General features: G+C 61.1%; 23 protein-coding genes. 10 read left to right on the forward strand and 13 right to left on the reverse strand.

Features of this window, described 5'->3' with window-relative positions:
* The first annotated feature begins 9 nt into the window (after positions 1–9).
* Complete coding sequence (locus B097_RS0110895) at positions 10–3105, forward strand: error-prone DNA polymerase (protein WP_026254482.1); 3096 nt, start codon at positions 10–12, stop codon at positions 3103–3105.
* Here the strand turns inward: B097_RS0110895 and B097_RS0110900 are convergent.
* Genes B097_RS0110900 through B097_RS0110915 form a run of 4 tightly spaced genes read right to left on the reverse strand, consistent with a single transcriptional unit; the run spans position 3017 to position 6421 of the window.
* Positions 3017–3919 carry a metal ABC transporter permease gene (locus tag B097_RS0110900; RefSeq protein ID WP_018582561.1) on the reverse strand — a complete coding sequence of 301 codons (903 nt, stop codon included), beginning with the start codon at positions 3917–3919 and terminating at the stop codon, positions 3017–3019. The genes B097_RS0110895 and B097_RS0110900 overlap by 89 nt on opposite strands.
* Positions 3916–4776, reverse strand: a complete 861-nt coding sequence (locus B097_RS0110905; protein ID WP_018582562.1) for a metal ABC transporter permease — start codon at positions 4774–4776, stop codon at positions 3916–3918. The genes B097_RS0110900 and B097_RS0110905 overlap by 4 nt, the downstream gene beginning before the upstream one ends.
* The gene (locus B097_RS0110910) at positions 4773–5501 is read right to left on the reverse strand and encodes a metal ABC transporter ATP-binding protein (protein ID WP_018582563.1); all 729 of its coding nucleotides are present in this window, start codon (positions 5499–5501) and stop codon (positions 4773–4775) included. Before B097_RS0110910 ends, B097_RS0110905 begins: the two co-directional genes overlap by 4 nt.
* Positions 5498–6421, reverse strand: coding sequence for a metal ABC transporter substrate-binding protein (locus tag B097_RS0110915; RefSeq protein ID WP_018582564.1), 924 nt, complete (start codon positions 6419–6421; stop codon positions 5498–5500). The genes B097_RS0110910 and B097_RS0110915 overlap by 4 nt, the downstream gene beginning before the upstream one ends.
* A 103-nt stretch (positions 6422–6524) precedes the next feature.
* Between B097_RS0110915 and B097_RS0110920 the strand changes: the two genes are divergently transcribed.
* From B097_RS0110920 to B097_RS0110930, 3 genes are read left to right on the forward strand one after another with little or no spacing between them, the layout of a single operon-like run.
* Positions 6525–7187 (forward strand): metal-dependent transcriptional regulator, encoded by a 663-nt coding sequence (locus tag B097_RS0110920; protein WP_018582565.1) that lies wholly within the window; start codon positions 6525–6527, stop codon positions 7185–7187.
* Between the two features lie 5 nt (positions 7188–7192).
* Positions 7193–7642: a PH domain-containing protein gene (locus B097_RS0110925; RefSeq protein WP_018582566.1), complete on the forward strand. Its 450-nt coding sequence runs from the start codon at positions 7193–7195 to the stop codon at positions 7640–7642.
* The gene (locus B097_RS0110930; RefSeq protein ID WP_018582567.1) at positions 7639–8979 is read left to right on the forward strand and encodes a PH domain-containing protein; all 1341 of its coding nucleotides are present in this window, start codon (positions 7639–7641) and stop codon (positions 8977–8979) included. The genes B097_RS0110925 and B097_RS0110930 overlap by 4 nt, the downstream gene beginning before the upstream one ends.
* Before the next feature lie 26 nt (positions 8980–9005).
* Here B097_RS0110930 and B097_RS0110935 read toward each other — a convergent pair whose 3' ends face one another.
* Positions 9006–10265 carry an HNH endonuclease signature motif containing protein gene (locus B097_RS0110935; RefSeq protein WP_161795928.1) on the reverse strand — a complete coding sequence of 420 codons (1260 nt, stop codon included), beginning with the start codon at positions 10263–10265 and terminating at the stop codon, positions 9006–9008.
* A gap of 178 nt (positions 10266–10443) precedes the next feature.
* Positions 10444–10914 carry a tRNA (cytidine(34)-2'-O)-methyltransferase gene (locus B097_RS0110940; RefSeq protein WP_018582569.1) on the reverse strand — a complete coding sequence of 157 codons (471 nt, stop codon included), beginning with the start codon at positions 10912–10914 and terminating at the stop codon, positions 10444–10446.
* Positions 10915–10938: 24 nt separating this feature from the next.
* Here B097_RS0110940 and B097_RS0110945 point away from each other — a divergent pair, with 24 nt between their 5' ends.
* Both B097_RS0110945 and B097_RS0110950 read left to right on the forward strand, forming a co-directional pair.
* Positions 10939–11796, forward strand: coding sequence for a bifunctional methylenetetrahydrofolate dehydrogenase/methenyltetrahydrofolate cyclohydrolase (locus B097_RS0110945; RefSeq protein ID WP_018582570.1), 858 nt, complete (start codon positions 10939–10941; stop codon positions 11794–11796).
* A complete protein-coding gene (locus B097_RS0110950; RefSeq protein WP_018582571.1) occupies positions 11780–12097 on the forward strand; it encodes a DUF3017 domain-containing protein in 318 nt (105 codons plus the stop codon). Before B097_RS0110945 ends, B097_RS0110950 begins: the two co-directional genes overlap by 17 nt.
* On the opposite strand, the gene metX is transcribed toward B097_RS0110950, so the two are convergent.
* From metX to B097_RS0110980, 6 genes are all read right to left on the reverse strand, one after another.
* Positions 12094–13236, reverse strand: a complete 1143-nt coding sequence (metX, locus tag B097_RS0110955) for a homoserine O-acetyltransferase MetX (RefSeq protein WP_018582572.1) — start codon at positions 13234–13236, stop codon at positions 12094–12096. The two genes, B097_RS0110950 and metX, sit on opposite strands and share 4 nt — an antisense overlap.
* A gap of 15 nt (positions 13237–13251) precedes the next feature.
* Complete coding sequence (locus B097_RS0110960) at positions 13252–14574, reverse strand: O-acetylhomoserine/O-acetylserine sulfhydrylase (RefSeq protein ID WP_018582573.1); 1323 nt, start codon at positions 14572–14574, stop codon at positions 13252–13254.
* Positions 14575–14697: 123 nt separating this feature from the next.
* Complete coding sequence (locus B097_RS0110965; RefSeq protein WP_018582574.1) at positions 14698–15294, reverse strand: MBL fold metallo-hydrolase; 597 nt, start codon at positions 15292–15294, stop codon at positions 14698–14700.
* 18 nt (positions 15295–15312) lie between these two features.
* Positions 15313–15879, reverse strand: a complete 567-nt coding sequence (locus B097_RS0110970; protein WP_018582575.1) for a TetR/AcrR family transcriptional regulator — start codon at positions 15877–15879, stop codon at positions 15313–15315.
* 30 nt (positions 15880–15909) lie between these two features.
* Entirely contained in the window at positions 15910–16176 is a 267-nt protein-coding gene (locus tag B097_RS0110975; protein ID WP_018582576.1) for a CBU_0592 family membrane protein, read from the reverse strand.
* A gap of 36 nt (positions 16177–16212) precedes the next feature.
* Entirely contained in the window at positions 16213–16491 is a 279-nt protein-coding gene (locus B097_RS0110980; protein WP_018582577.1) for a CBU_0592 family membrane protein, read from the reverse strand.
* 329 nt (positions 16492–16820) lie between these two features.
* Here B097_RS0110980 and B097_RS0110985 point away from each other — a divergent pair, with 329 nt between their 5' ends.
* Genes B097_RS0110985 through B097_RS0110995 form a run of 3 tightly spaced genes read left to right on the forward strand, consistent with a single transcriptional unit; the run spans position 16821 to position 19520 of the window.
* Positions 16821–17318, forward strand: a complete 498-nt coding sequence (locus tag B097_RS0110985) for a hypothetical protein (RefSeq protein WP_048402919.1) — start codon at positions 16821–16823, stop codon at positions 17316–17318.
* Between the two features lie 2 nt (positions 17319–17320).
* On the forward strand, positions 17321–18814 hold the full coding sequence (locus B097_RS0110990) for a molybdopterin-dependent oxidoreductase (RefSeq protein WP_018582579.1): 1494 nt from the start codon (positions 17321–17323) through the stop codon (positions 18812–18814).
* Positions 18815–18824: 10 nt separating this feature from the next.
* Positions 18825–19520 (forward strand): hypothetical protein, encoded by a 696-nt coding sequence (locus tag B097_RS0110995; RefSeq protein WP_018582580.1) that lies wholly within the window; start codon positions 18825–18827, stop codon positions 19518–19520.
* Here the strand turns inward: B097_RS0110995 and pdxR are convergent.
* Complete coding sequence (gene pdxR, locus B097_RS0111000; RefSeq protein WP_018582581.1) at positions 19517–20824, reverse strand: MocR-like pyridoxine biosynthesis transcription factor PdxR; 1308 nt, start codon at positions 20822–20824, stop codon at positions 19517–19519. The two genes, B097_RS0110995 and pdxR, sit on opposite strands and share 4 nt — an antisense overlap.
* 83 nt (positions 20825–20907) lie before the next feature.
* Between pdxR and pdxS the strand changes: the two genes are divergently transcribed.
* Positions 20908–21804: a pyridoxal 5'-phosphate synthase lyase subunit PdxS gene (gene pdxS / locus B097_RS0111005; RefSeq protein ID WP_018582582.1), complete on the forward strand. Its 897-nt coding sequence runs from the start codon at positions 20908–20910 to the stop codon at positions 21802–21804.
* Positions 21805–21846: the final 42 nt, after the last annotated feature.

Here is a 21846-nt window from a genome sequence, read left to right on the forward strand (position 1 = left end):
TTGGGTCCCGTGAGATTTAATGGCGGGGCACCCTTATCGTGGTCGCGGCTTGAGCGTATTTTGTCGGGCCGCCCCGGGCCCACGCCTGTGTCCGTCGAGCATCTTTCGCGTGACGACGAGGCCCCTGCCGGACATTCCGCTGTCCCTTTCGCCGAGCTGCACGGGCACTCCAGCTTTAATTTCTTGAGCGGGGCCAGCGAGCCGGAGGAGTGTGTGGACCGTGCGGTAGAGCTTGGCCTTCAGGGCCTCGCGCTGCTGGACAGGGACGGTTTTTATGGCGCCGTCAAAACCGCCGAGGCCGCCGCCAAACGGGGCCTTCCCACCGTGTTCGGTGCGGAGCTGACGTTGGATGACCGTGTGCTAGCGGTGCTGGCGCGCGGCCCCGAAGGCTATAAGAGGCTGTCGCATTTGATGGCGCAGGCGCACATGGTCACCCGCGACAAGGATCGGGTGGCCTACCCGCCGCTGGAGATGATCGCGGACCAGCTTGGTGGCGAGTGCTATGTGCTGGCGGACCATGAATGGGCGGGGAAGATCGATCATCTGGTCGAAGTTTTTGGTATAGACCGAGTGGTTTTGGAATACCAATTCACCATGACCCCGGAAGATGCTGATCACCACGCCCAGTTGGATAAGTTTCCGCAGCTCAGAGGAATAGTGACAGCGGTGCCGGGGGCCGCCACGCGGGACCGGGCACGGCTGGCGGCGGCGAAGCGCGCATTGGCTCGTCGTGAAGCACTGGAACAGGCCCAAGGGTTCATCCACCCGATGGGCGCAGGCTGGATGCGCTCCGGGGAGCAGATGCTGCGGCTGGCACCGGAGCGCGCAGAGGAGATCGCCGCCACGGTCGATATCGCGCGCGAGTGTGCCTTTACGCTCAACCTTGTGGCGCCGAACCTGCCGGATGCGGGTACGCTCGATGATCTCGCCCGGTTGACGTGGCAGCGGGCGGAGGTGCGTTATGCCTCGCGCCCTGCGGATGTGAAGTGGCGCGCTTGGGAGCAGATCCGCTATGAGCTCGACGTGATCGAACGCCTGGGGTTTCCGGGTTACTTCCTGATCGTGAATGACTTGGTGGATTTTTGCCGTGAGTCCAATATTTTGTGCCAGGGGCGTGGCTCCGCGGCGAACTCGGCGGTGTGTTTCGCGCTGGGGATCACGAACGCGGAGCCGATTAGCGCGGGCCTGCTGTTCGAGCGGTTTTTGTCGCCGGATCGTGATGGACCCCCCGATATTGATATTGATATTGAGTCCGGCCGGCGCGAGGAGGTGATCCAGTACGTCTATGACAAATATGGCCGCGATAATGCAGCACAGGTGGCGAACGTGATCACCTATCGTCGTAAAGGCGCGATGCGCGATGCCGCCCGCGCTTTGGGGTACCCGCAGGGCACGATCGACGGCTGGGCAAAGGGCTTGAGCGACCCGCCGGAGGACGTCACCGCGCTTGCCGACGAGTTCTCTGGCCAACCGCGCCACCTGGGCATCCACTCCGGTGGCATGGTGATCTGTGACCGCCCCATCGCCGACGTGGTGCCGACGGAGTGGGCCCGCATGGAGAATCGTTCTGTGATCCAGTGGGATAAAGATGACGCTGCTTCGGCCGGCCTGGTGAAGTTTGATCTGCTGGGCCTGGGCATGTTGGAGGCTTTGCACCACATGATCGATCTGGTGGAGCAGACCACGGGCGACAAGGTGCAGCTGTGGGATCTCGATCTTGCTGATCCTGCTGTTTATGACATGCTGTGCCGCGCCGATGCCGTGGGCGTTTTCCAGGTGGAGTCGCGCGCCCAGCTATCCACCTTGCCCCGGTTGAAGCCGCGAAAGTTTTTTGATCTTGTCGTCGAAGTGGCGTTGATCCGCCCGGGCCCGATCCAGGGCGGATCCGTGCACCCGTATTTGCGCCGCCGCGATGGCAAGGAGGAAGTCACCTATGACCACCCGGTGTTGGAAAAATCTTTGGGCAAGACGCTGGGCGTGCCCCTGTTCCAGGAGCAGCTGATGCAGGTGGCGGTGGATGCTGCTGGCTTTTCCGGCGGGGAGGCGGACTCCTTAAGGCGGGCGATGGGGTCGAAGCGCTCCCCGGCGAAGATGGAGGCGTTGCGTTCCCGCTTCTTCGAGGGCTGCTGGGAGACCCACCGGATCGATGAGGACACGGCGACGAAACTGTGGAATAAGATCGTGGCGTTTGCTGCCTACGGCTTCCCGGAGTCCCACTCGCAGTCTTTTGCTTCCTTGGTGTATTTTTCTGCGTGGTTTAAGCACTATCACCCGGCGGAATTTTGCGTGGGTTTGTTGCGTGCCCAGCCGATGGGCTTTTATTCGCCGCAGTCATTGATCCAGGACGCGCGCCGCCACGGTGTGCGCGTGCTGCCCGTCAGCGTGAATGACAGTGGGGAAGAGGCCAAGGTGCTGGACCCGCGGACCATTCGGGTGGGCCTGAACCTGATTAATGGTTTGGGTAACGGTGCCGCGCGGGTGGAACAGCACCAGCCTTATACGGGGATCCCGGACCTGTCGCGCCGGGCCGGTTTGTCGGTGGCCCAGGTGGAGGCTCTTGCTAAGGCGGGGGCGTTGGATTGTTTCGGGGTGGATCGTCGTCAAGCACTGTGGCAAGCGGGCGTGGCCGAAAAGGAGGGGATGTTGCCGAATACCTCGGCCATCGAGGCGCCAGCTTTGCCGGGCATGACGGCGCTGGAGTTGTTGGCGGCGGATGTGGCGCAGACGGGGGTGACGCCCGATACGCAGCCGGTGGCTTTCGTGCGCGATCTGTTGACTCAGCGAGGGGCGTTGAGTGCGACTCAGCTGCGTGAAGCGGAGGATGGGGCGCGCATTCGCGTCGGCGGGATCGTGACGCACCGGCAGCGCCCCAATACCGCCAGCGGCGTGACGTTCTTGGGGATGGAAGACGAAACCGGGCTGATCAATGTGATGATCACACCCGGTTTGTGGAAACGCCATCGCGTGCTGGCGCGTACCGCGAAAGCCCTGGTGGTGCGAGGTATTGTGCAGAACGCTACTGGGGCAGTGACGGTTGTGGCTGATAAGTTGGAGCCGCTTGAGTTGAGCGAGGTGCTTTCGCGCGGATCACGCGATTTCCGATGACCACCGCCAGGAAAATCAGCGCGTAGAACACCGCCAGCGTGGCTGAAGTGGCCAGGTCAAGCACGTACGCGGCACCGAAGCCGACGATCGCGCCGACCACAGCGATCGCCACCGTCACGACGAACATGTGCGAAATCTTGTTGACCATCTGGCTGGCACTTGCCGCGGGTGCGACGATGAGCGCAAGTACCAGCAGGGCACCGGCCGCGTTGAACGCTGCGGTCACGGTGACCGCCACCAGAAACATGAACGTGCTCGCCAGTACGCGGGTAGGGATTCCCGTGACCGTGGAGAAGTCCGGGTCGAAGGTACTTGCCACCATCTGCCGGTGGCACAGCAGCAGGAACACCACGTTGAGGGCTAAAACGGCGAGCATCACGTACATGTAGCTTGGGCCGAGGTCATAGCCGCCGATGATGATGCGGTCGAAAGCCGCCAGGTTGAGATCGCCCACGAGGACGAGGTGGGTGTCCAAGTGGATATTGGAAAAGTGTGCAGACACCATGATCACGCCCACCGCGAACAGGGCGGGGAAGAGGAGGCCCTGGGACGCATCGCGGGTGATCAGGCCGGTGTTGTACAGCCATTCGGCACCCCACACCACCACCAGCCCAGCGACTGCGGCGCCGACAATGAGCCACGGGGAGTCGAGGTTATTCGTGATGGCAAACCCCACGACAATGCCGGGGAAGGCGGCGTGCCCGATGGCGTCGACAAGCATGGAGTTGCGGCGCAGCACGACGAACACTCCGGGCACCGCGCAGGTGACGGCGGTGACGATGGTGAGCAGGAAACCTGCCATGAAGATACTCATGCCCGTGCCTTTCGTGGGGAGAAGATAAGGGACAGGATCAGGATCGCCGCGAGCGTGACGACGATAACTGGTCCCGTGGGTAGCGGCCCCCATGCAATCGAGATATATGCGCCTAGTGCGCTGGCGCCCGCGCCGATCAGGGCGGCGAGCAGCACCATGGTGGACACGGAGCGCGAGAACTGGCGGGCCGCGGCCGCAGGGGTGATCACGAATGCGACCATGAGCACCAGCCCCACTGCCTTAAGGCCGATGACGGTCGCGATGACCAGGGTGGTGAACATGACCGCGTCGGTGGCGTGGCGTTGAAAGCCCATCATCTGTGCGTGTTCTTGGTCGAAGCTGGACACACAGAGTTCTTTCCACGCAGCGACCATGATGAGCAGTGCAAGCCCGCCGACGATGAGGCTGACCACGATGTCTTCACGCGTGAGTGTTGAGGCGTTGCCGAAGAGGTAGTCTTTGACGCCACCTTTGCCGGGGATGGGGCGGCGGTCGATGTACTGCATGATCAGCATGCCGGCGCCGAAAAACCCGGTGAGCACGACAGCCATGGCGGTATCCAAGGCCACGGTGGAGTTGTGCTTAATCCAGTTGACCAGCCAGGTAGCGGCCACGCCGACGATCACCGCGCCCACGATCAGGCCGAACATAGAACGCCCTTGCAGTCCGATGGCGGACAGGAAGAGGAAGGCAAGTAGCGTTCCTGGCAGCGCTGAGTGTGAGATCACGTCGGAGATCAGCGACTGTTTCCGCAGGTAGGCGAAGACGCCTAGGGCGCCGGCGACAAGGCCGATGGCAGTCGTGCCGATCAGGACTGTGACGTAGGTGTAGTTGGTGAAGAATTCGGTAACACTCATAGTTTTACTGGCGCTTGTCCGTACGCGGCCTGGATGGTGTCGCGGTTGAAGGCCTCGCTGACTGGCCCAGCGGCCACGACGGAACCGCCGGACAACAAGGTGACGTGGTCGCAGAGATCGGGCACGGTGTTCAGATCATGGTGCACAACGACGATCGTTTTGCCCTGTAGGCGCAGCGAGTGGAACACGTCGACGATCGCCTGCTGGGAAATGTGGTCGATGCCCTGGAAGGGTTCGTCCATGAACAGCAGGTCTGGTTGGCCCGCGAGGGTGCGCGCCAAGAAGACGCGCTGGCGTTGGCCACCGGAAAGTTCGCCGATCTGGCGCGTGCGCAGGTCGGTGATGTTGACATCGACCATTGCCTGTTCGGCGCGTTCACGTTCCTTCGCGCCAGGCCGGCGGAACCAGCCGAGCTGACCGTAGGTGCCCATCAGGACCACCTGTTCCACGGTGATGGGGAAGTCCCAGTCCACCGAGGTGTGCTGCGGCATGTACCCGATGCGGTTACGGACGCGGCCTAAAGGTTGGCCGAAAAACTCGACGGTTCCGCGCTGGCGCTCAATCAGCCCCAGGGCGGCCTTCATCAGGGTGGACTTGCCGGACCCATTGGGCCCCGCGATCCCCATCACGATGCCTTCGGGGACGAGGAGATCGGCACCTGTGAGTGCTTGGACGTTGTTATAGCTGACAGAAATATCGTGTGCTTGGAGAGCAGGGGAACTCATTTGAGTCCCTCAGAGACCGTGGTGGCGTTGTGCTCAAGCACGCCGAGGTAAGTGTCGGTGGGGGCGGTGGGGCCAAGCGAGTCCGCGAAGAGTTCCTCGGTGGAGACGGTGACGCTCCAGCCGCGGGATTCCACAGCCTCCTTCAGGGAGGTGATGGCCTGCGGGTTCGCCTGGTTGTCCTGGAAGATCACGGGGACCTTGTTGTCGGCGATGTAGTCGGCCAGCTCCGACAGCTCGGTGGCGGATAGTGCCGCTTCGGTGGAGATGAAGTCGGTGGCGCGCACCTCTAGGTCATAGGTGTCGCCGAAATAGGCGAAGGCGTCGTGGCCGGTCACCAGGATGCGGGGCTCGGGGACGTCCTTCATCATGGCCGCTACTTCTTCGTGCTTGGCGCTGATCTCCTGGTTGTACTTCTCGGCGTTGGCGGCGTACTCGTCGGCACGCTCAGGGTCGATCTCTCCGAGCTTGGTGGCGATGGCGTCCACTACCTGTTGCCACGCCAGCGGGCTATTCCACACGTGGGGGTCATGCAGCGCGTTGCCTTCGTCGTCGGTGTCATCCCAGCCCAGGAGCATGTCTTCGTCCACGGCTTCCGCGACGGCTATTTGCTTGTCGCCGAAGGATTCGAGCTGGTCGATCATCTGCGCTTCCAGGTAGAGGCCGTTCCATAAGACCACATCCGATTGGGACATGGTTTCGATGTCCTTGGTGGAGGGCTGGTAGGTGTGTGGGTCGCCGCCGGGGCCGACGAGGGTGACCACGTTGGCGTCGGGGGCGATGTTGGCTGCCGCGTCGGCGATGTAGCCGGTGGTGGCGAAGATGTCGAGGGTGTCGTCGGAAGCCTGCTCGGAGTCAGAGACGGAGCAGGAGGCGAGCCCGGTTCCGAGCGCTACGGCCAAGGCCGCTGCAAGAATTCGCATTGTCGTACCTATTTCTTTGTCATTTCGTTTTCAATTGTTCAACCCATTGAACAAGTTTAAACCTAATCTACGAACACGGGGGTTGTCCAGTAGGATGTGGGCCATGCATATTCGCGATCTCCCCGAACGCAGCCAGGACTACATCAAAACCATTTGGGATATCACTGAGTACTCCGGCGAACCCGCCGCCCTCGGGGAGATCGCTACCCGCCTCGAACAGAAAACACCGACCGCCTCCGAAGCCATCAAACGCCTCGGCAACCAAGGCATTGTTCACCACGAGCCCTATTCCGGCATCCGGCTCACCGACAAGGGCACCCAACTGGCCATCCAGATGGTGCGCCGCCACCGCCTCGTCGAAACCTTCCTGGTCACCGTGCTCGGCTACAGCTGGGACGAGGTGCATGACGATGCTGACCTGCTCGAGCACTCCATCTCCGACAAGCTGCTCGAGCGCATCGACACCCACCTGGGCCACCCCACCGTCGATCCGCACGGCGACCCCATCCCGCGCGCCGACGGTTCGCTTGTCGACGATGACACCGCCTCGCTTGCAGCCGTAGAGCCCGGCACCTACCAGTTGGCCCAGGTCAACGACTCAGACCCCGAATTGCTTCGTTACCTTGATTCTCATGGCCTGATCCCGGGAGAGGTGATCGTCGTTAAGCAACCTGCAAGCGTGGGCCTACTCACCGTGAGCACCGAGGCCGGGGACGAGGTCACCCTGGCCGAAGCCTCCCTGGGCGCGATCCGGGTCCGCCGATGAGCGAGATGAACCCCGTCTCGCCGAAACTGGTGTGGGTGCAGTACCTCTCTAATGCGATCTGGATCCTGGCGCTGCTGGCCGCGGCCATCGTGGCCTACGTGCGCTGGGGCGGCTATTGGTGGATCGCGATCGCCGCCGTCGTCGCATTCACCGCGTGGTATGCCTGGCTGATTCCCGCGCGCGTGCGCCTGCACCGCTGGCAGGAGACCGACGACGAACTCCTGATCACACGCGGAAAAATGTGGCATACCTTCACCGTGGTGCCCTATGGGCGCATCCAATTTGTGGACGTGAACGCCGGCCCCATCATGCGCGCCTTCGGGCTGAAGAACGTGGTGCTGCACACCGCGTCCTCGACATCCGACTCCACGGTCCATGGCCTACCCGCCGATCAGGCCGATGACCTGCGCCGACGCCTCACCGTGCAAGCGCGAGAGAGGATGAGCGGGCTGTGACCGAAGGCGCTTATCGACGAGTCCACCGCCTCACCCCTCTGCTGCGATTCTGGACCGTCATCCTCGCACTGTTGGCCATCGGGGTTGCCAACCTGAACCAGGCCGTGATCACGCGCCTTTCCAAAGTGGTCCGCGGCGACGACGGATCCTTCATGCCCCTCCTTCTCGGTTTCGGCGCCTTTCTGGTGGCCTGCCTGGCCGTCTTTGTGGTTTCCCAGATCTGGTGGGCAGCCACCGGATTCCGCCTCGATGCCGAGGAAGTCCGCCTCAAACGCGGCGTCGTCTCCACCCAGCTGCGCACCGCCCGCTATGACCGCATCCAGGCCGTCGATGTGGTCGAACCACTCATCGCGCGCATCTTCGGGTTGGCCGCCGTGCGCATCGAAACCGCGGGCGGGTCGTCGTCCAACATAGAGATCGCCTACCTGCCCCGCGCGGAAGCAGAGGCGCTGCGCCACGAATTGCTCGGCACAGAACCCGTCGACACGCACGAACCCGACGCACCGAATTACATCATCCCGCCCATCCCGATCTGGCGTTCGCTGGTCGGCACAGCCCTTCGCTTTTCGACGATCACCGCTGTGGTGTGGGTGCTGTTTTCCCTGCTTGCTCCCATTCCCTTTGCGACGACAGCGCCCCTGGTCGTGGCGCTGGTGCCGCCCGTGTGGGGGATGATCGACAAATCGTGGCGCTTCAACGCAGTGTTGGATTCAGACGATGTGCTGCACCTTGCTTATGGTCTGGCGTCCCGTCGTCGGCAAGCGGTGCCCCTAGACCGGATCCACGCGGTGAGGATTTCCCAACCCGTACTGTGGCGACTGGTGGGGTGGTGGACAGTGTCCGTCTCCGTTGCAGGCTACGGGCCCGAATCCAATAAGCAGTCCGGGACCACCCGTATCCTGCCGGTGGGCTCGCGTGAGCAGGCCATGCTGATTGCCGCGCGGGTGGGTGCTCTGAGCCGCGAACTGCTTGAGGAGGCGGCAGCGCTTGAGGGGGCCACCGCCGCCACCTATGGTTCGCCGCGCCGGGCACGGGTTGTTTCGCCGCTTGATGCGCACCGCCAAGCAACGACGCTGGTCGATGGCTGCGTTGTCGTACATAGCGGGTGGGTCTCGCGTCGCGTGGCCTTCATCGAGGCCTCCCACATCCAAGAGTTGACGCTGCGGCGCGGGCCAATCCAGAACCTGGTGGGGCTGGCCACCGTGCGGCTGGACTTGGTGCCCGGGCCGGTCGCCATGGCCGGCCGCGACATGGACCCCGCGCAGGCACGCGAGCTCGTCGATGTCTTGCGTAACCGCGAATTGCCTCAGCTGGGAACACCTACAATGAGTGCATGACCGCGCCAAAATGATCGCCGTTTCGGCTAGAACGGTGGGTGGTCTGGGTCCATCCCTGGTGGGAAGGTGACTGGTCGCCTCTTCGGGCCGGGTGTTCGTTTGAGTTGCTGGGTGATGTCGTTGAATGTGACGAGCCAGTTGGCCTTCTTGGGACTGAGTGGGCCGGTTGGTTCGTCTACTTCCCAGGTTCCGTCTTTGTAGAGCCAGTAAACGGCACCGGAATAACCGTCGAGAAGATAGCCGATGCTTCCATCGGTTTTCTTGTTGTGGTGGTGTCTGCAGAGGCTGATGAGGTTGTGCGGACTTGTAGGTCCGCCGTCTGCGTGGTCTACTCGGTGGTCTTTGTCGGTGTACATCGCCGGGCGGGTGCATCCGGGGAAGCGGCAGGTTCCGTCTCGCCCTTCGACATAGGCCTTGATGCGGCTGGTGGGGCGGTAGCTGTCGGTCGCCTCATCTTGTGCTCCGCTGAGGTCACGAACCTGGGTGGCCTCAGCGGCTGCGCGGGCAGAGTCGGTGCTGTTGAAGTCGCCAAAAGGGGACATCCACACGGGGGCGTCGGCGACATCGCTGGCTTGGTACATGTTGAGGACCAAACTTAATTGCGTGTCCTCGAGGATGAGGAGCGCGTGTGCTGCGGCGAAAGAGATGTTGTTCTCTGTGGCGCACTTGCGGATCAGCGCCTCAATCTTGGCGGTTGTCCACGCGTCCCAGGTCGAGCTCACGGTGCACGTGCCGTTGGCGTTTTCCTCCACCCAGTGGCCAGGTGGGCCGGTTTCGGTTTCTTCTTCCTCGCCCTCTTCCGGGGTCACGTTCCGCAGCAGCTCCGTGATTTTCTTCTTCACGGTACGAACGCTCGGTAAGGATTGGTTGGGACGGGTTGGGCAGTACAGATCGCCGAGTAGCTCGTCGACAAGCCCTGGCACCTGCTCAAAATCCCAGAAGGTATCGCAAGTTGTCGTGGTGATGATCTGGCGCAGAGTATAGAGGTCAACATGGCCAAGTTCGACGACGAGTTCGCGGAAGCCAGGCAATACCTCGAGGGTCTCCATGACGAGTAGGTTGTCGCCGATCATCTTCTTGCCTACCCCCAGCTTCGCGCGGAGGGAGGCGGCGTACTCTTCCCAGTCGTTTTCTGAAGCTGGTGTCGCGGATGTGAAGTAAATTTCTTCCCACATGTCGAACTCGGCACGGCGAATAGCGGTTTGCTGCCGCGCAAACACATCATCGGAATTCACGCTGAAGTATGCGTTGGCGATGTCGAGTTGAGTGAAAGTTGGCGTGGACATGGTGGTCACCCCCGGATGCATGTCCGATTATTGTTCCCCGGTCAAAATCTCTATCATCAAGCATAGAACACATGGAACGGTTGTTCTAGAGTCAGTTAATAACGATTAGGTAACGAAATGCAGGTCGGGGCGTGTCGGAAGTTCAATTCGCACTTCGGTCGCACATTCGATCACACGTTTAGATCCCGCCACCAAATCCGAGCTGGCGCCACGCCTCATACGTCGCCACGGCGGCAGAATTAGACAGGTTCATAGAGCGGCGCCCAGGCAACATCGGGATACGCAATTCCCGCGTGATGCGTGGGTGGGCCAGGTGGTCGTCGGGAAGCCCCGTGGGCTCCGTTCCGAACAAAAGAGCATCGCCCGGCTGAAACTCAACAGAGGTATAAAAGGTCGAGGCGGTCGTCGTAAAAGCGAAAATGCGCGAGTCCGGAAGGGCGGCGAAGCAAGCGTCGATATCGGGGTGGACGACCACGTGGGCCAGGTCGTGATAGTCCAGGCCAGAGCGGCGCAGATGCTTGTCATCCAGGGAAAACCCGAGGGGCTCGACAAGGTGCAAAGTGGCGCCCGTGCCCGCGCACATGCGGATCGCATTGCCGGTATTGGGAGGAATAACAGGATTATCGAAGATGACATGCAGTTCTGACACGCGGTTCAGTCTAGGATAGGGTGCGTGACTGCATTGAAATTGGACGGAAAACTCTACCGCGACGAAATCTTCGCGGACCTCAAAGAACGCGTTGCCGCGCTGCGCGACAAAGGTATCACCCCCGGCTTGGCGACAGTGCTGGTTGGCGAGGACCCCGCCAGCCAGAATTACGTGCGCATGAAGCACCAGGACTGCGAGAAGCTGGGCATTCATTCGGTCCAGAAGCAGCTGCCGGAGGACGCGACGCAGGAAGAGGTCGAGGCGCTTATCGACGAGCTCAACGCGGATGATTCCGTAACGGGCTATATCGTGCAACTGCCACTGCCGAAGCATATCGACGAAAACGCCATCCTTGAGCGCATCGACCCAGACAAGGACGCTGACGGCCTACACCCCGTTAACCTGGGCAAACTGGTGCTCAACGAGCCTGCTCCGCTGCCATGCACCCCGAATGGTGCGATTCACCTGCTGAAGCGTTTCGGTGTGGAATTAAACGGGGCGAAGGTCGTCGTGATCGGCCGCGGCGTCACCGTGGGCCGGCCGATCGGGCTAATCCTGACGCGCCGCAGTGAAAATTCCACCGTCACCCTGTGCCACACCGGAACCAAAGACCTGAAGGCGGAGACCACCAATGCGGACGTGATCATCGCCGCCGCCGGCGTGCCCCACATGCTCACCGCGGACATGGTGAAGCCGGGCGCGGCAGTGCTGGACGTGGGCGTCTCGCGTGTCGACGGAAAAACCACCGGCGATGTCCACCCCGACGTATGGGATGTCGCTGGCGCAGTATCGCCCAACCCGGGCGGCGTTGGCCCCTTGACTCGCGCGTTCTTGGTGCGCAACGTGGTCGAACGGGCTGAGCGCAATGCAGTCTCTGGATAACCCGCACGATCTCAAACAGAAACCATCTCGCCTGCCCGCCTGGGTGCAATACTTGGGCACCGCGCTGTTCATCGTTGGGCTGGTGCTCGCGTCGGTGTGGGCGCTGACGGAGCACTGGCGCCGCGCCTCCTTCACCATGGGCGTGTCGATGCTGTGGCTAACAGTGCTGCGCCTGACCTGCGATTCCCGTAAAATCGGCCTCGTCGCCGTGCGTTCCCGCAGGTTCGACTCCCTTTTCACCACCGCGCTCGGTGCCGCCATGGTGTGGCTGTCCGTCTCGGTGGACTCGCTGGGCAGCTAGATATTGAACAGGCCGTGCTTCTTCGCCAGCTCATCTGGCGAGGGCACCTGCTGCGTCAGCGTGAGGAAATTGCGCAGGATCCGGTCCATCTGACGCGTTTCGACGAGAAATGCGTCATGCCCGACCGGCGACACAATCTTCGCCATCGCCAACAAATTACCGATGTTGCGCGAGAGGTGTTCCTGCTGGTGGTACGGGTACAAAATGTCCGTATCCACGCCCACGATCATGGTGGGAACCATCGAACTAGCCAATGCCTTATTCAGGCCCCCGCGGCCGCGCCCAATATCATGGCGGTTCAAAGAATCAGTCAAGGTGACATAGGAGCCGGCGTCGAAACGCTCCACCAGCTTGTCGCCTTGGTGGTCCAGGTAGCTCTGCACGGCAAAGCGCTGCTGGTCGTCACGGAACGGACCCAGCGGGTTTTCCCCGGCCTGGGGCATGGTGCCGAAGCGCTCGTCGATTTCCTGCTCGCCGCGGTAGGTCAGGTGCGCAATACGACGAGCGGCCGCCAACCCCGCCTGCGGGGAAGTACCGGTGGAGTAGTAGTCGCCGCCATGCCAGTCGGGGTCGCGCACGATCGCGGAAATCTGGGCGGTCTGGATGCCGATCTGCCACGCACTCGCACGCGCCGACACCGCAATCACACACGCGTAGCACACAGTTTCTGGGAACAGAACGCTCCACTCTAGCGTGCGCGCACCGCCCATGGAACCGCCCAGCACCGCGTGAACACGGTGAATGCCCAGCGCGGCCAAGAAGTTGTACTCGGCGTGTACCTGGTCGCGGATCGAAATGGCGGGAAAGCGCGAGCCCCAGGACTGCCCATCCGGGTGCGGGCTGGAGGGGCCTGTGGAGCCGGCGCATCCGCCCAGCACGTTGGTGCAGATCACGCACCACTCGTCGGTATCAAGCGCCATGCCAGGGCCGATCAGCCCTTCCCACCACGTGGCCGCATCGGAGTCGCCGGTGAGGGCGTGCTCCACCAGAAGCACGTTGTTCTTGCCCTGCGGATCCCCCCGGAATTCGCCCCACCGCTGGTAGGCGATGGTGGCGTCCGCGATGATTACATCCGTCTCGGTGGTGAAGTCGCCAATGGGTTGATAGGCCACAACACCTTCGGCAGGCAGAGTAATCACGTCGCGTGTTCCTTTCTAAACCGCGGAAAAGCCGCGTTCCAAGTCGGCGAGAATATCGTCGATATCCTCAATACCCACAGACAAACGCACCGTGGCCTGGGAAATGCCAGCGCGCTTCAGCCCCGCCTCGTCGGACTGGGAGTGCGTGGTGGACGCCGGGTGCACCACGAGCGAGCGGACATCACCAATATTGGCCAGGTTCGAATGCAACGTGAGGGCATCGATGAACTTCCACGCGTTCGTGCGGTCATTCTCGTCGCCAGTAATAGTAAATGACAATACCGAGCCGGTGTACTTGTATCCCAACCGCTGCTTCGTCTCGTACCACGGGGAGGACTCCAGGCCGGCAAAGTTGACCGACTCCACCTTGTCGTGGCCAGCCAGGTACTCGGCCACCTTCTGCGCATTCTCGTTGTGCTTATCGACGCGCAGCCCCAGCGTATCCAGACCCTGCAGGGTCAACCAGGCGTTGAACGGGGAAATCGTGCCGCCCGTATCGCGGATCACGCCAGCGCGCGCCTTCAACGCAAAAGCAGGTGCGCCAAGGTCGGCGTACTTCAAACCGTGGTACGCGGGGTCCGGGTTCACGAAGTAGGGGAAGACGGGCTCGCCGTCGCGCTCCACGGTCCAGTCGAACTTGCCGCCGTCGATGAGGATGCCGCCCATGGCCGCGCCGTTACCGGTGTAGAACTTGGTCAGGGACGCCACGACGATGTCCGCGCCCAGCTCGATCGGACGCGACAGGGCAGCGGTGGCCATCGTGTTGTCGACGATCAGCGGAACGCTGTTGCGGTGCGCCACCTCAGCCACGGTGGGGATGTCCAGCACGTCGGCGATCGGGTTACCGAAGGTCTCGCCGTAGAAGGCCTTCGTGTTGGGCTGCACCGCGGCCTGCCAGGACTCGGGGTCATCGGGATTATCGACGAAGGTCACGTCGATGCCGAGGCGCTTCAAAGTCACCTGGAACAGGGTTTCCGTGCCACCGTAGAGGCGCGGGGAGGTCACGATGTGATCGCCGGCAGACGCCAGGTTAATAATCGCCGCGGTCTCCGCTGCCTGGCCAGAAGAAAAGGCCACAGCACCCACGCCGCCCTCAAGGGTGGCCAGGCGATCTTCCAGGGCGGTCGTCGTCGGGTTGTTCAGGCGCGTATAGATCGGGCCCGCATCCGACAGGTTGAAGCGGTTCTCCGCGTGCTGCGCATCGTCGAACACGTAGGAGGTGGTCATGTAAATCGGCTGGTTACGCGCCCCGTACTCGGGATCGAGCTGCTGGCCAGCGTGGATCGCCTGGGTGGCAAACGACCACTCGGATGCGTTGGAATTGTCGTACTTAGGCATGAGCCCTCCTCGGTTTCATCGTTCTTGCTGACAAAAGTGTAGAAACTTTGCGCGTATCGACGAAACTTTGCGCACAATCAGCGCAGGTAGGCCCATGAATCTAATTAGACCAAGCTGTCTTATTTAAGCGTCCACAGTGGTCCCCAGCGAGAGTCGCTCATAGCCGGGCACCTTGAGGTTCTTGTACACGTTGTCGTACAGGTTGCGGCCCTTGTCGGAAAGCACCTCGTCGTGAATCGGGTAGGTGGCCTGCGCCCCGATCTTCTTTGCCCACTCGGCCGCGTACTCACCCTTCACCCACGGGCACGCAATCGGCATAAGGAGGGTGCTCACGCCGTCGAGCTCCATGAACTCATCGCCCGGGTGCAAGATACCCTCGGTGAAATAGCCAATATTTTCCGGCCGCGGCAGGTCTGGGTGGATCACTTCGTGGATCTCGCCCACGCACTGGATCTCCTGGCCGAGCACGGTGATCGTCTCGCCAGACTTTACGACGACACCCGTGCCCAACTCATCAATCACCGCCTGCGGCCCCCAGACGGGAAGGCCTGAGCTCTTGATGCGTTCGGTGTCACAGTGGTCCGGGTGAATGTGAGTGATCAAGATGGCCTGGGCCTCGTCGAGACGCGGATCATCAGTGAGGTTGCCGGGGTCGATGACGATGCGACCCTCCGGAGCCTCAAGGGCAACAGTGGAATGTCCGAGAAGTGTTAGTTTCATAGGCCCCAGGGTAGTAGCTCACGACGAATGATTTGGGCCGATATATTTTTCAGGCGGGGTAAGTTGCTCGACGGCGGAGGCAATCAGGTCATCAGTATATTCGCCAAGATTCATCCGGCGGTGCAGAAGAAGGCCCTCGTATAGTGCGTCGATGATGTGTACGGTGTCCTGGGTGAAATAGCGCAACATGATGTCGCGGGACGCCCTGGTCCACCTGTCTAGGAGGAGGCGGAACCGGGGACGCCTTAAAGAAATTGTGTACAGCTCACTGCCCACCACGATGTCTAGGCGCGATTGGGCAGGCGCTGAAATCAACTTGACCACGCCCTCGCGTGCGGACTGAAGATCGTGGACCCCCTCGAAATATGAATTGAACCGCTCCAGAGTAGCGTTGGTGTACTGGTTCATGGCGTCAATCAATAACGCTTCCCGGTTGGGGAAGTGGTGCGTGATCGCGCCCACGGACATGCCTGCGGTGAGCGCGACACGTCGCATCGTGGTGCCCTCAAGGCCCTCCTTGGCGATGGTGTCCAAAGTGGCACTAATGATTTTCTCGCGGGCGGAGGGCGCTGTTTCGTCGGACATAGGATCGACAGTAGTCCTCCGCCCCCTTTGTTAGGCAGTTTCTGGTTGCTTTTTCTTTGTGAAGATCTTGTACAGGCCATACAGTGCGACGATGGCCCACACCAGCTCAGTCACGAACAGGCCAGGGTTGAAAGGTGATATTGCGGTGTACACAAAACCGACAGCGCCGAGGAAGTTGAGGCCCTGGTAGATGGGGGAGTCGGACTTGAGTACCTCGAAGTTCAATAGGCCGTAGGCGATGACGAAGCAGACGCCGGCAATAAGCCCAATTTCTGTAGAAAATGTGAGAGATTCCATGATGTTTTCCGTTCTGAAAAGTGTGGGTGAGGCAGGTTAAGCAGCGGGTGTCGGATCAGTTTTTTCCCGTGCTTTCTTGCGCCTGACGTAAATCTTGATGATTCCGTACAGACCCAACAGGCTCCAGATCAATTCGGTGAGGAAAACGCCCAGGTTGAGCGGGTTCATTGCAGACAGGGTGAGGAATGCTGCGCCGAGGAAGTTCAGGATTTGGTAGGGGTAATCGTCGATAGTCCACTTGCCCAGATTGAGCATGGCAAAGGCAAAGAGAAGAGCGACGGATGCTATGAGACCGAAAATGACCATTGCGGACATATGGTTCTCCTTTTCGATTGTGGGTAGCTAGATGCAGTGAGTGATGTCGCCTCTCCGGTTGCGTGGACAGACCCAAAAAGATCTGACCAATTCATTCACTATTGAAAAATCTAATATTTGAGGTGGGGCAGGTCTATTCAACGACCAATGCCGTACAAAACACTTGTTTTGCCTGCAGGTCACGGCATTCTTGAAGAACCGAACGGTTGTTTCTTTATGCGGTTTTCCCTATCGCCTTTATCGTTAGTTATGAACTCGAAACGACGTTCTCCGGCTGTCGCACCGAGTGACATTCACAGTGACATTCACACTGCTACTTGGAGGACACCATGTCATCACCCCATGACGTAGTGGATAATGACGTGCATGATGTCAACGAACACGTCCCGCCGGGACGCAAACGTGCACCATTTTTCCGCTACATTCGAATCAACCTGCCGCGCCTGACCAAGGCCGTCATCCTGCTCATCATCGCGTGGATTGCGTTCACATCATTTGTCATCGCACGCACCGATTTTGAAATTTTCGCAGGAAGCGACATCGCCCTGTACTTAGTTTCCGCACTCGCGGCCATTTTCTGCATTGTCGGCTTGTTCACCAAGGCCCGGATCTGGGACTTTGGAATGTTGCCAGCCCTTGCGGCCATCGTTGCCTACATCGGAGGCCTATTCGGCACCGCACCCTACGTGTGGAACGGCGCCGGACTCTATACCGCAGCAGCCTGGAACACCATGTTCTTCGCCGGCATCGCGTACGTAATCATTCGCTGGGCACTGAGCTACGGCGTGCTCGTTGCCTACCCTGACGACCAAGGATTTGGGGACTAAACATGCTGATGGAATATCCCGTGTGGCTCCGTATTGAGCACTTCGTCAATATCCTGTTCATTTTTCTTTTTATTCGCTCCGGCATCGAGATCCTGGGCACCTTCCCGAAGCTGCACCGCTCCATCCACACCCCAATGGGCGGTCAGTGGGCGCAGTTCACAATTAAGCGCAAGCGTCGCAAGAAGTATTTCCCAGCTGCGGGCGAATATGACGACTACCATCCCGTCGTCTCCCTCCCCGGTCACGGCGACCTGGGGCAGGGCCGCTACTGGCACTTCATTTCCGTCGTGCTGTGGGTGACCCTCATGGTGATCTACTGGGTCCTGCTTCTGGCTACCGGTCAGTGGCGTCGTTACTGGCCCGAAGACTGGTCCGTGTTCGGCCAGGCCTGGAATGATTTGGTCAGCTACCTCGCCTTCCAGATCCCGCCCGCGATGGATGGCTATCCCTTCAACGCGATTCAGCAGCTCTCCTACGGTTTTGTCGTGGTGATCCTGCCGCTGTTCATGATGATCACCGGCGCATTCCAGTCGCCCGCGATCAACAACCGCTTCCCGCGGATTTCGCGAGCGATGGGCGGGCGCCAAGTGATCCGCACCCTGCACTTCTGGGGTCTTGTCGCATACCTGGTGTTCGTGGTGATCCACGTAGCCATGGTCATCGCTCACGGCTACGGTCACGAAGTGTCCAAGATGGTCTTCGGGCACGCAGATCAGCCTGTTGCTGGTGGCGTCATCTTCACCATCGGCCTGATCTTCATCGTGATCTTCCACGTGTGGGCGACCAAGACCTCTGCGAATAACCCGCGCCTGATCGAGAAGATCCACAACGCCCTGGTTCGCCCGCTGACGCGCGCTTTACGGCGCATGCCTGCCCAGACCACCACCTACACCGACAAAGAGGTCACTCCTCACGGCAAGCACCGTGCGTCCGGAATGCCACCAAGCACCGAGGCCTACATGGGCATGGTGTGCAACGACTACGATGACGATTACGTCCTTGAGATTGGTGGCTTCGTCGAAAAGCCAATGCGCTTCACACTGCCACAGTTGCGTGAGATTGCGGCCGGTCATTCGCAGAACACGGTGCACCACTGCGTGCAGGGCTTCTCGTCGGTCGGTGCCTGGGACGGTGTTCCGCTGCACGTCTTGCTCGACTTGGTCAAGCCTCTCGACGGCGCCTCGGACGTTGTTGTGCACTCCTTCCAGAACATGACGCGCGACGATGACATCTACACCGGCTCCTACTACTACGAATCCATGCCCATGGTGGAAGCCCGCCAACCCCAGTCGCTCATCGCGATCGGTTACGGGGGAGACGAGATCCCGATTGAGAATGGCGCCCCCATGCGCCTGCGTCTAGAAACCTCCACAGGTTTCCGCTCCGCAAAGTGGCTCGACCGCATCGAAGTGGTCAACCGATTCGACATCATCGGCAACGGCAATGGTGGATTCTTCGAAGACACCGACAGCTACGACCGCCTGCAAATGATCTAAGGAGGACACCATGAATGGCGCACAATACGAAGATTTAATGCTTGCCGACGAGCACATCGCCCGCGTCCGCGACTACATACGTGCCATCGACTTTCACCTCGAAGGAGCCACCCCGGATGACTTTGAGATCAACCGTAGGGCCCGCTACCTGGGCTACATGTTCCAGGAAGAAGATCTTGAATCCTATGGCGTTGGGTTGAAATGCACCAAGCCGGGGATGGAGGGGCACAACACTTTCATTCGCATGAGCCGCGGCCAGCTGCTCGGTGAGGACAACCCGAAGATCCTTCCCGTCAACCGCCCCGTGCTAGCCGCCGAGGCGATGACGCTCAACCGCTTCTACGACACCCCTGCCGGCCCTACCCGCACTGGCGTGGACACCTTCGCCAACGACGAAGGCCTGCCTGGTGGCGACATGGACCTTGCCATGCTGGAACAGCAGCTGGCGGACATCATCGCCTTCCACAATGGTCAGCCCGTTCCCGGCGATCAAGAGATCCTCGACCTCAAGATCTTCTGGGGCTCGCTCCTCGCTGGGCGCTACCCGCGCCTGAAGCACTTCCAGAAGGAGGGCGCGCTCTCGCCGACCCAGGAGGAAAGACTGCAGCGCTTCGAATCCGAGGTCAACGCCGTGGGCGACATCTTAGAATCATTGGAGTTGCCGACTTTGGAGACCTTGAAGACAGTTCCCAAAGTCAACGGTTAAGCACCCGCCGCCTCAACAATCACGTCGAGCGCGCGGGCGAGGGTTTCGTCGTCAAGATGCCCAAACCCGATCACCGCGCCCTCAGCGGCCTGGGCGCCGCCCCAGTAGTCGCGCAGGGGCGTGAGGTCCACGCCGAGGTCGCGGGCGCGGTCGATGATGTCGTCGGAACAGCGAATCACCGCGTGCAAACCGCCAACGATCGGAATGAGCTCAAGCCCGGGAACATCGCTGAGACGCTGGGTCACCACGTTGCGGCGCCGCTTATAAGCCCGACGGATCGACCCGGTGTGGCGGCGCGCATCGCCACTGGCCAGGTAATGGGCCAAGGCAGCCTGCGTGATCGCGCTAACGGGTTGGCCGAAAATCGTACGCATCGTCGTCACGCGCTCAACCAGCCGGCCCGGGACAACAAGGTAGCCGCACGACAAAGCAGGGGAGAGCACCGAGGAAAACGTGCCCAACAACACCGCGCTGTCAGGTGCGAGGGCAGAAAGCGCAGGCAGCGGCTGGCCGACGTAGCGCAGCTCAGAATCAAAATCGTCCTCAATGATCAGCGCGCCTTCACGACGAGCCCACTGGACCAGCTGCGTGCGCCTTTTCGCGTGCATGCTCCCACCGGAAGGGTATTGGTGGCTAGGCGTGACGATCACCGCATCCAGCTGCTTGGTCGGTTCCGTCATCCCCGACGCATCCACGGGGACCTCAACCAGCGTGTGACCCAGTGTGCGCGGCACCTTGCGCAAGCTGGGATAACCAGGTGACTCCACGCCGATCCTCAAACCCTGACCCAGCGCCTGAAGCAGCATGCCCAACCCCTCGCGAGCACCTGCCGTGACCACGATGCGCGCGGGGTCCACCATCACACCACGCATGTGCCGCAGGTGAGAAGCGATCTCCGCGCGCAGATCCACACTGCCCGCAGCAGGCGTCGGCTCCTGCGGGACCGCGGCAGCCTCCCTCCATGCGGCGCGCCAAGCCGGGGTGATCAAGCCGGTGGTATCGGGCGCGCCAGGGGTCAGGCGGATCATCTTTTCTGGCGGGGCAGAGGCGGTGGCAGTGCGGGTGCTTGACGACGAGGCGGGGTGCAAAGTCGCCAGATCTGGATTAATACGCGTGCCCGAACCAGTCTCGGCGACGAGGTACCCCTCCGCAATCAGCTGGTCGTAGGCCGTGACCACTGTCCCGCGCGAACAGCCCAGGCGAGCAGCTAGGGCACGTGTTGATTCCACCGGGTCGCCGGGTTGGAGGACGCCGTGGGCGATGCGGTCGCGGATGTCGGCGGCGATGCGGCGGGGAATATTCATACCGCTCATCATAAAGTGGTCCAATCCAACACGTGTGAAGTGGCTCTTGTTTCGGACCACTCGGATGGGCTTTGATGGAACCCATGACTGATTCGACACCTTTTGAAGCAACAACACCCGTCAAGCGCGGAGTCGCTGACCACCTCATCGACGGCGTGATCATGGATGTGGTCACCCCCGAGCAGGCAAAAATCGCAGAAGATTCCGGCGCATCAGCCGTGATGGCTCTTGAGCGCGTGCCCGCCGATATCCGCGCCCAGGGCGGAGTGGCCCGCATGTCGGACCCAGACCTCATCGACGGGATTATTGACGCCGTCTCCATTCCGGTCATGGCGAAGGCCCGCATCGGCCACTTTGTGGAAGCACAAATCCTGGCGGAGCTTGGTGTTGACTTCATCGACGAATCCGAAGTACTCTCCCCAGCCGACTACACTCACCACATCAACAAGTGGGACTTTGACCTGCCATTCGTCTGCGGTGCCACCAACCTCGGCGAAGCTTTGCGACGCATCACCGAAGGCGCAGCAATGATCCGTTCCAAGGGTGAGGCCGGCACCGGCGATGTCTCCGAAGCCGTCAAGCACCTGCGCACCATCAACGCAGAAATCGCGCGGTTGAAGAACCTGGACCGCGACGAGCTCTATGTCGCCGCCAAGGAACTGCAGGCACCCTACGACCTGGTCCGCGAAGTCGCTGAGACCGGACAACTGCCCGTCGCCATGTTCGCCGCCGGAGGCGTATCCACCGCAGCCGATGCCGCGCTCGTGCGTCAGATGGGTGCCCAAGGCGTGTTCGTCGGCTCCGGCATCTTCAAGTCCGGCAACCCAGAAGCGCGCGCAGCAGCCATTGTCAAGGCTGCCACACATTACGACGACCCATCTGTCCTCGCTGAGGTCTCCCGCGGGCTAGGCGAAGCGATGGTCGGAATCAACGTCGCTGACCTGCCGGCACCGCACCGCCTCGCTGAACGCGGCTGGTAAAAGAATAGGGAAAGCAAGGGCTACAGACAGCGAAACGCCCGC

The organism is Corynebacterium pilosum DSM 20521 = CIP 103422, assembly GCF_000373805.1.
In the GTDB taxonomy this organism is placed as follows: domain Bacteria; phylum Actinomycetota; class Actinomycetes; order Mycobacteriales; family Mycobacteriaceae; genus Corynebacterium; species Corynebacterium pilosum.

What these genes read in the sequence shown, in the direction of transcription:
- B097_RS0110900 (WP_018582561.1), bottom strand. Translation starts at nt 3,919, where the DNA reads ATGAGTATCTTCATGGCAGGTTTCCTGCTCACCATCGTCACCGCCGTC.
- B097_RS0110905 (WP_018582562.1), bottom strand. Translation starts at nt 4,776, where the DNA reads ATGAGTGTTACCGAATTCTTCACCAACTACACCTACGTCACAGTCCTG.
- B097_RS0110910 (WP_018582563.1), bottom strand. Translation starts at nt 5,501, where the DNA reads ATGAGTTCCCCTGCTCTCCAAGCACACGATATTTCTGTCAGCTATAAC.
- B097_RS0110915 (WP_018582564.1), bottom strand. Translation starts at nt 6,421, where the DNA reads ATGCGAATTCTTGCAGCGGCCTTGGCCGTAGCGCTCGGAACCGGGCTC.
- B097_RS0110920 (WP_018582565.1), top strand. Translation starts at nt 6,525, where the DNA reads ATGCATATTCGCGATCTCCCCGAACGCAGCCAGGACTACATCAAAACC.
- B097_RS0110925 (WP_018582566.1), top strand. Translation starts at nt 7,193, where the DNA reads ATGAACCCCGTCTCGCCGAAACTGGTGTGGGTGCAGTACCTCTCTAAT.
- B097_RS0110935 (WP_161795928.1), bottom strand. Translation starts at nt 10,265, where the DNA reads ATGTCCACGCCAACTTTCACTCAACTCGACATCGCCAACGCATACTTC.
- B097_RS0110950 (WP_018582571.1), top strand. Translation starts at nt 11,780, where the DNA reads ATGCAGTCTCTGGATAACCCGCACGATCTCAAACAGAAACCATCTCGC.
- B097_RS0110960 (WP_018582573.1), bottom strand. Translation starts at nt 14,574, where the DNA reads ATGCCTAAGTACGACAATTCCAACGCATCCGAGTGGTCGTTTGCCACC.
- B097_RS0110965 (WP_018582574.1), bottom strand. Translation starts at nt 15,294, where the DNA reads ATGAAACTAACACTTCTCGGACATTCCACTGTTGCCCTTGAGGCTCCG.
- B097_RS0110970 (WP_018582575.1), bottom strand. Translation starts at nt 15,879, where the DNA reads ATGTCCGACGAAACAGCGCCCTCCGCCCGCGAGAAAATCATTAGTGCC.
- B097_RS0110975 (WP_018582576.1), bottom strand. Translation starts at nt 16,176, where the DNA reads ATGGAATCTCTCACATTTTCTACAGAAATTGGGCTTATTGCCGGCGTC.
- B097_RS0110980 (WP_018582577.1), bottom strand. Translation starts at nt 16,491, where the DNA reads ATGTCCGCAATGGTCATTTTCGGTCTCATAGCATCCGTCGCTCTTCTC.
- B097_RS0110985 (WP_048402919.1), top strand. Translation starts at nt 16,821, where the DNA reads ATGTCATCACCCCATGACGTAGTGGATAATGACGTGCATGATGTCAAC.
- B097_RS0110990 (WP_018582579.1), top strand. Translation starts at nt 17,321, where the DNA reads ATGCTGATGGAATATCCCGTGTGGCTCCGTATTGAGCACTTCGTCAAT.
- B097_RS0110995 (WP_018582580.1), top strand. Translation starts at nt 18,825, where the DNA reads ATGAATGGCGCACAATACGAAGATTTAATGCTTGCCGACGAGCACATC.
- pdxR (WP_018582581.1), bottom strand. Translation starts at nt 20,824, where the DNA reads ATGAATATTCCCCGCCGCATCGCCGCCGACATCCGCGACCGCATCGCC.
- pdxS (WP_018582582.1), top strand. Translation starts at nt 20,908, where the DNA reads ATGACTGATTCGACACCTTTTGAAGCAACAACACCCGTCAAGCGCGGA.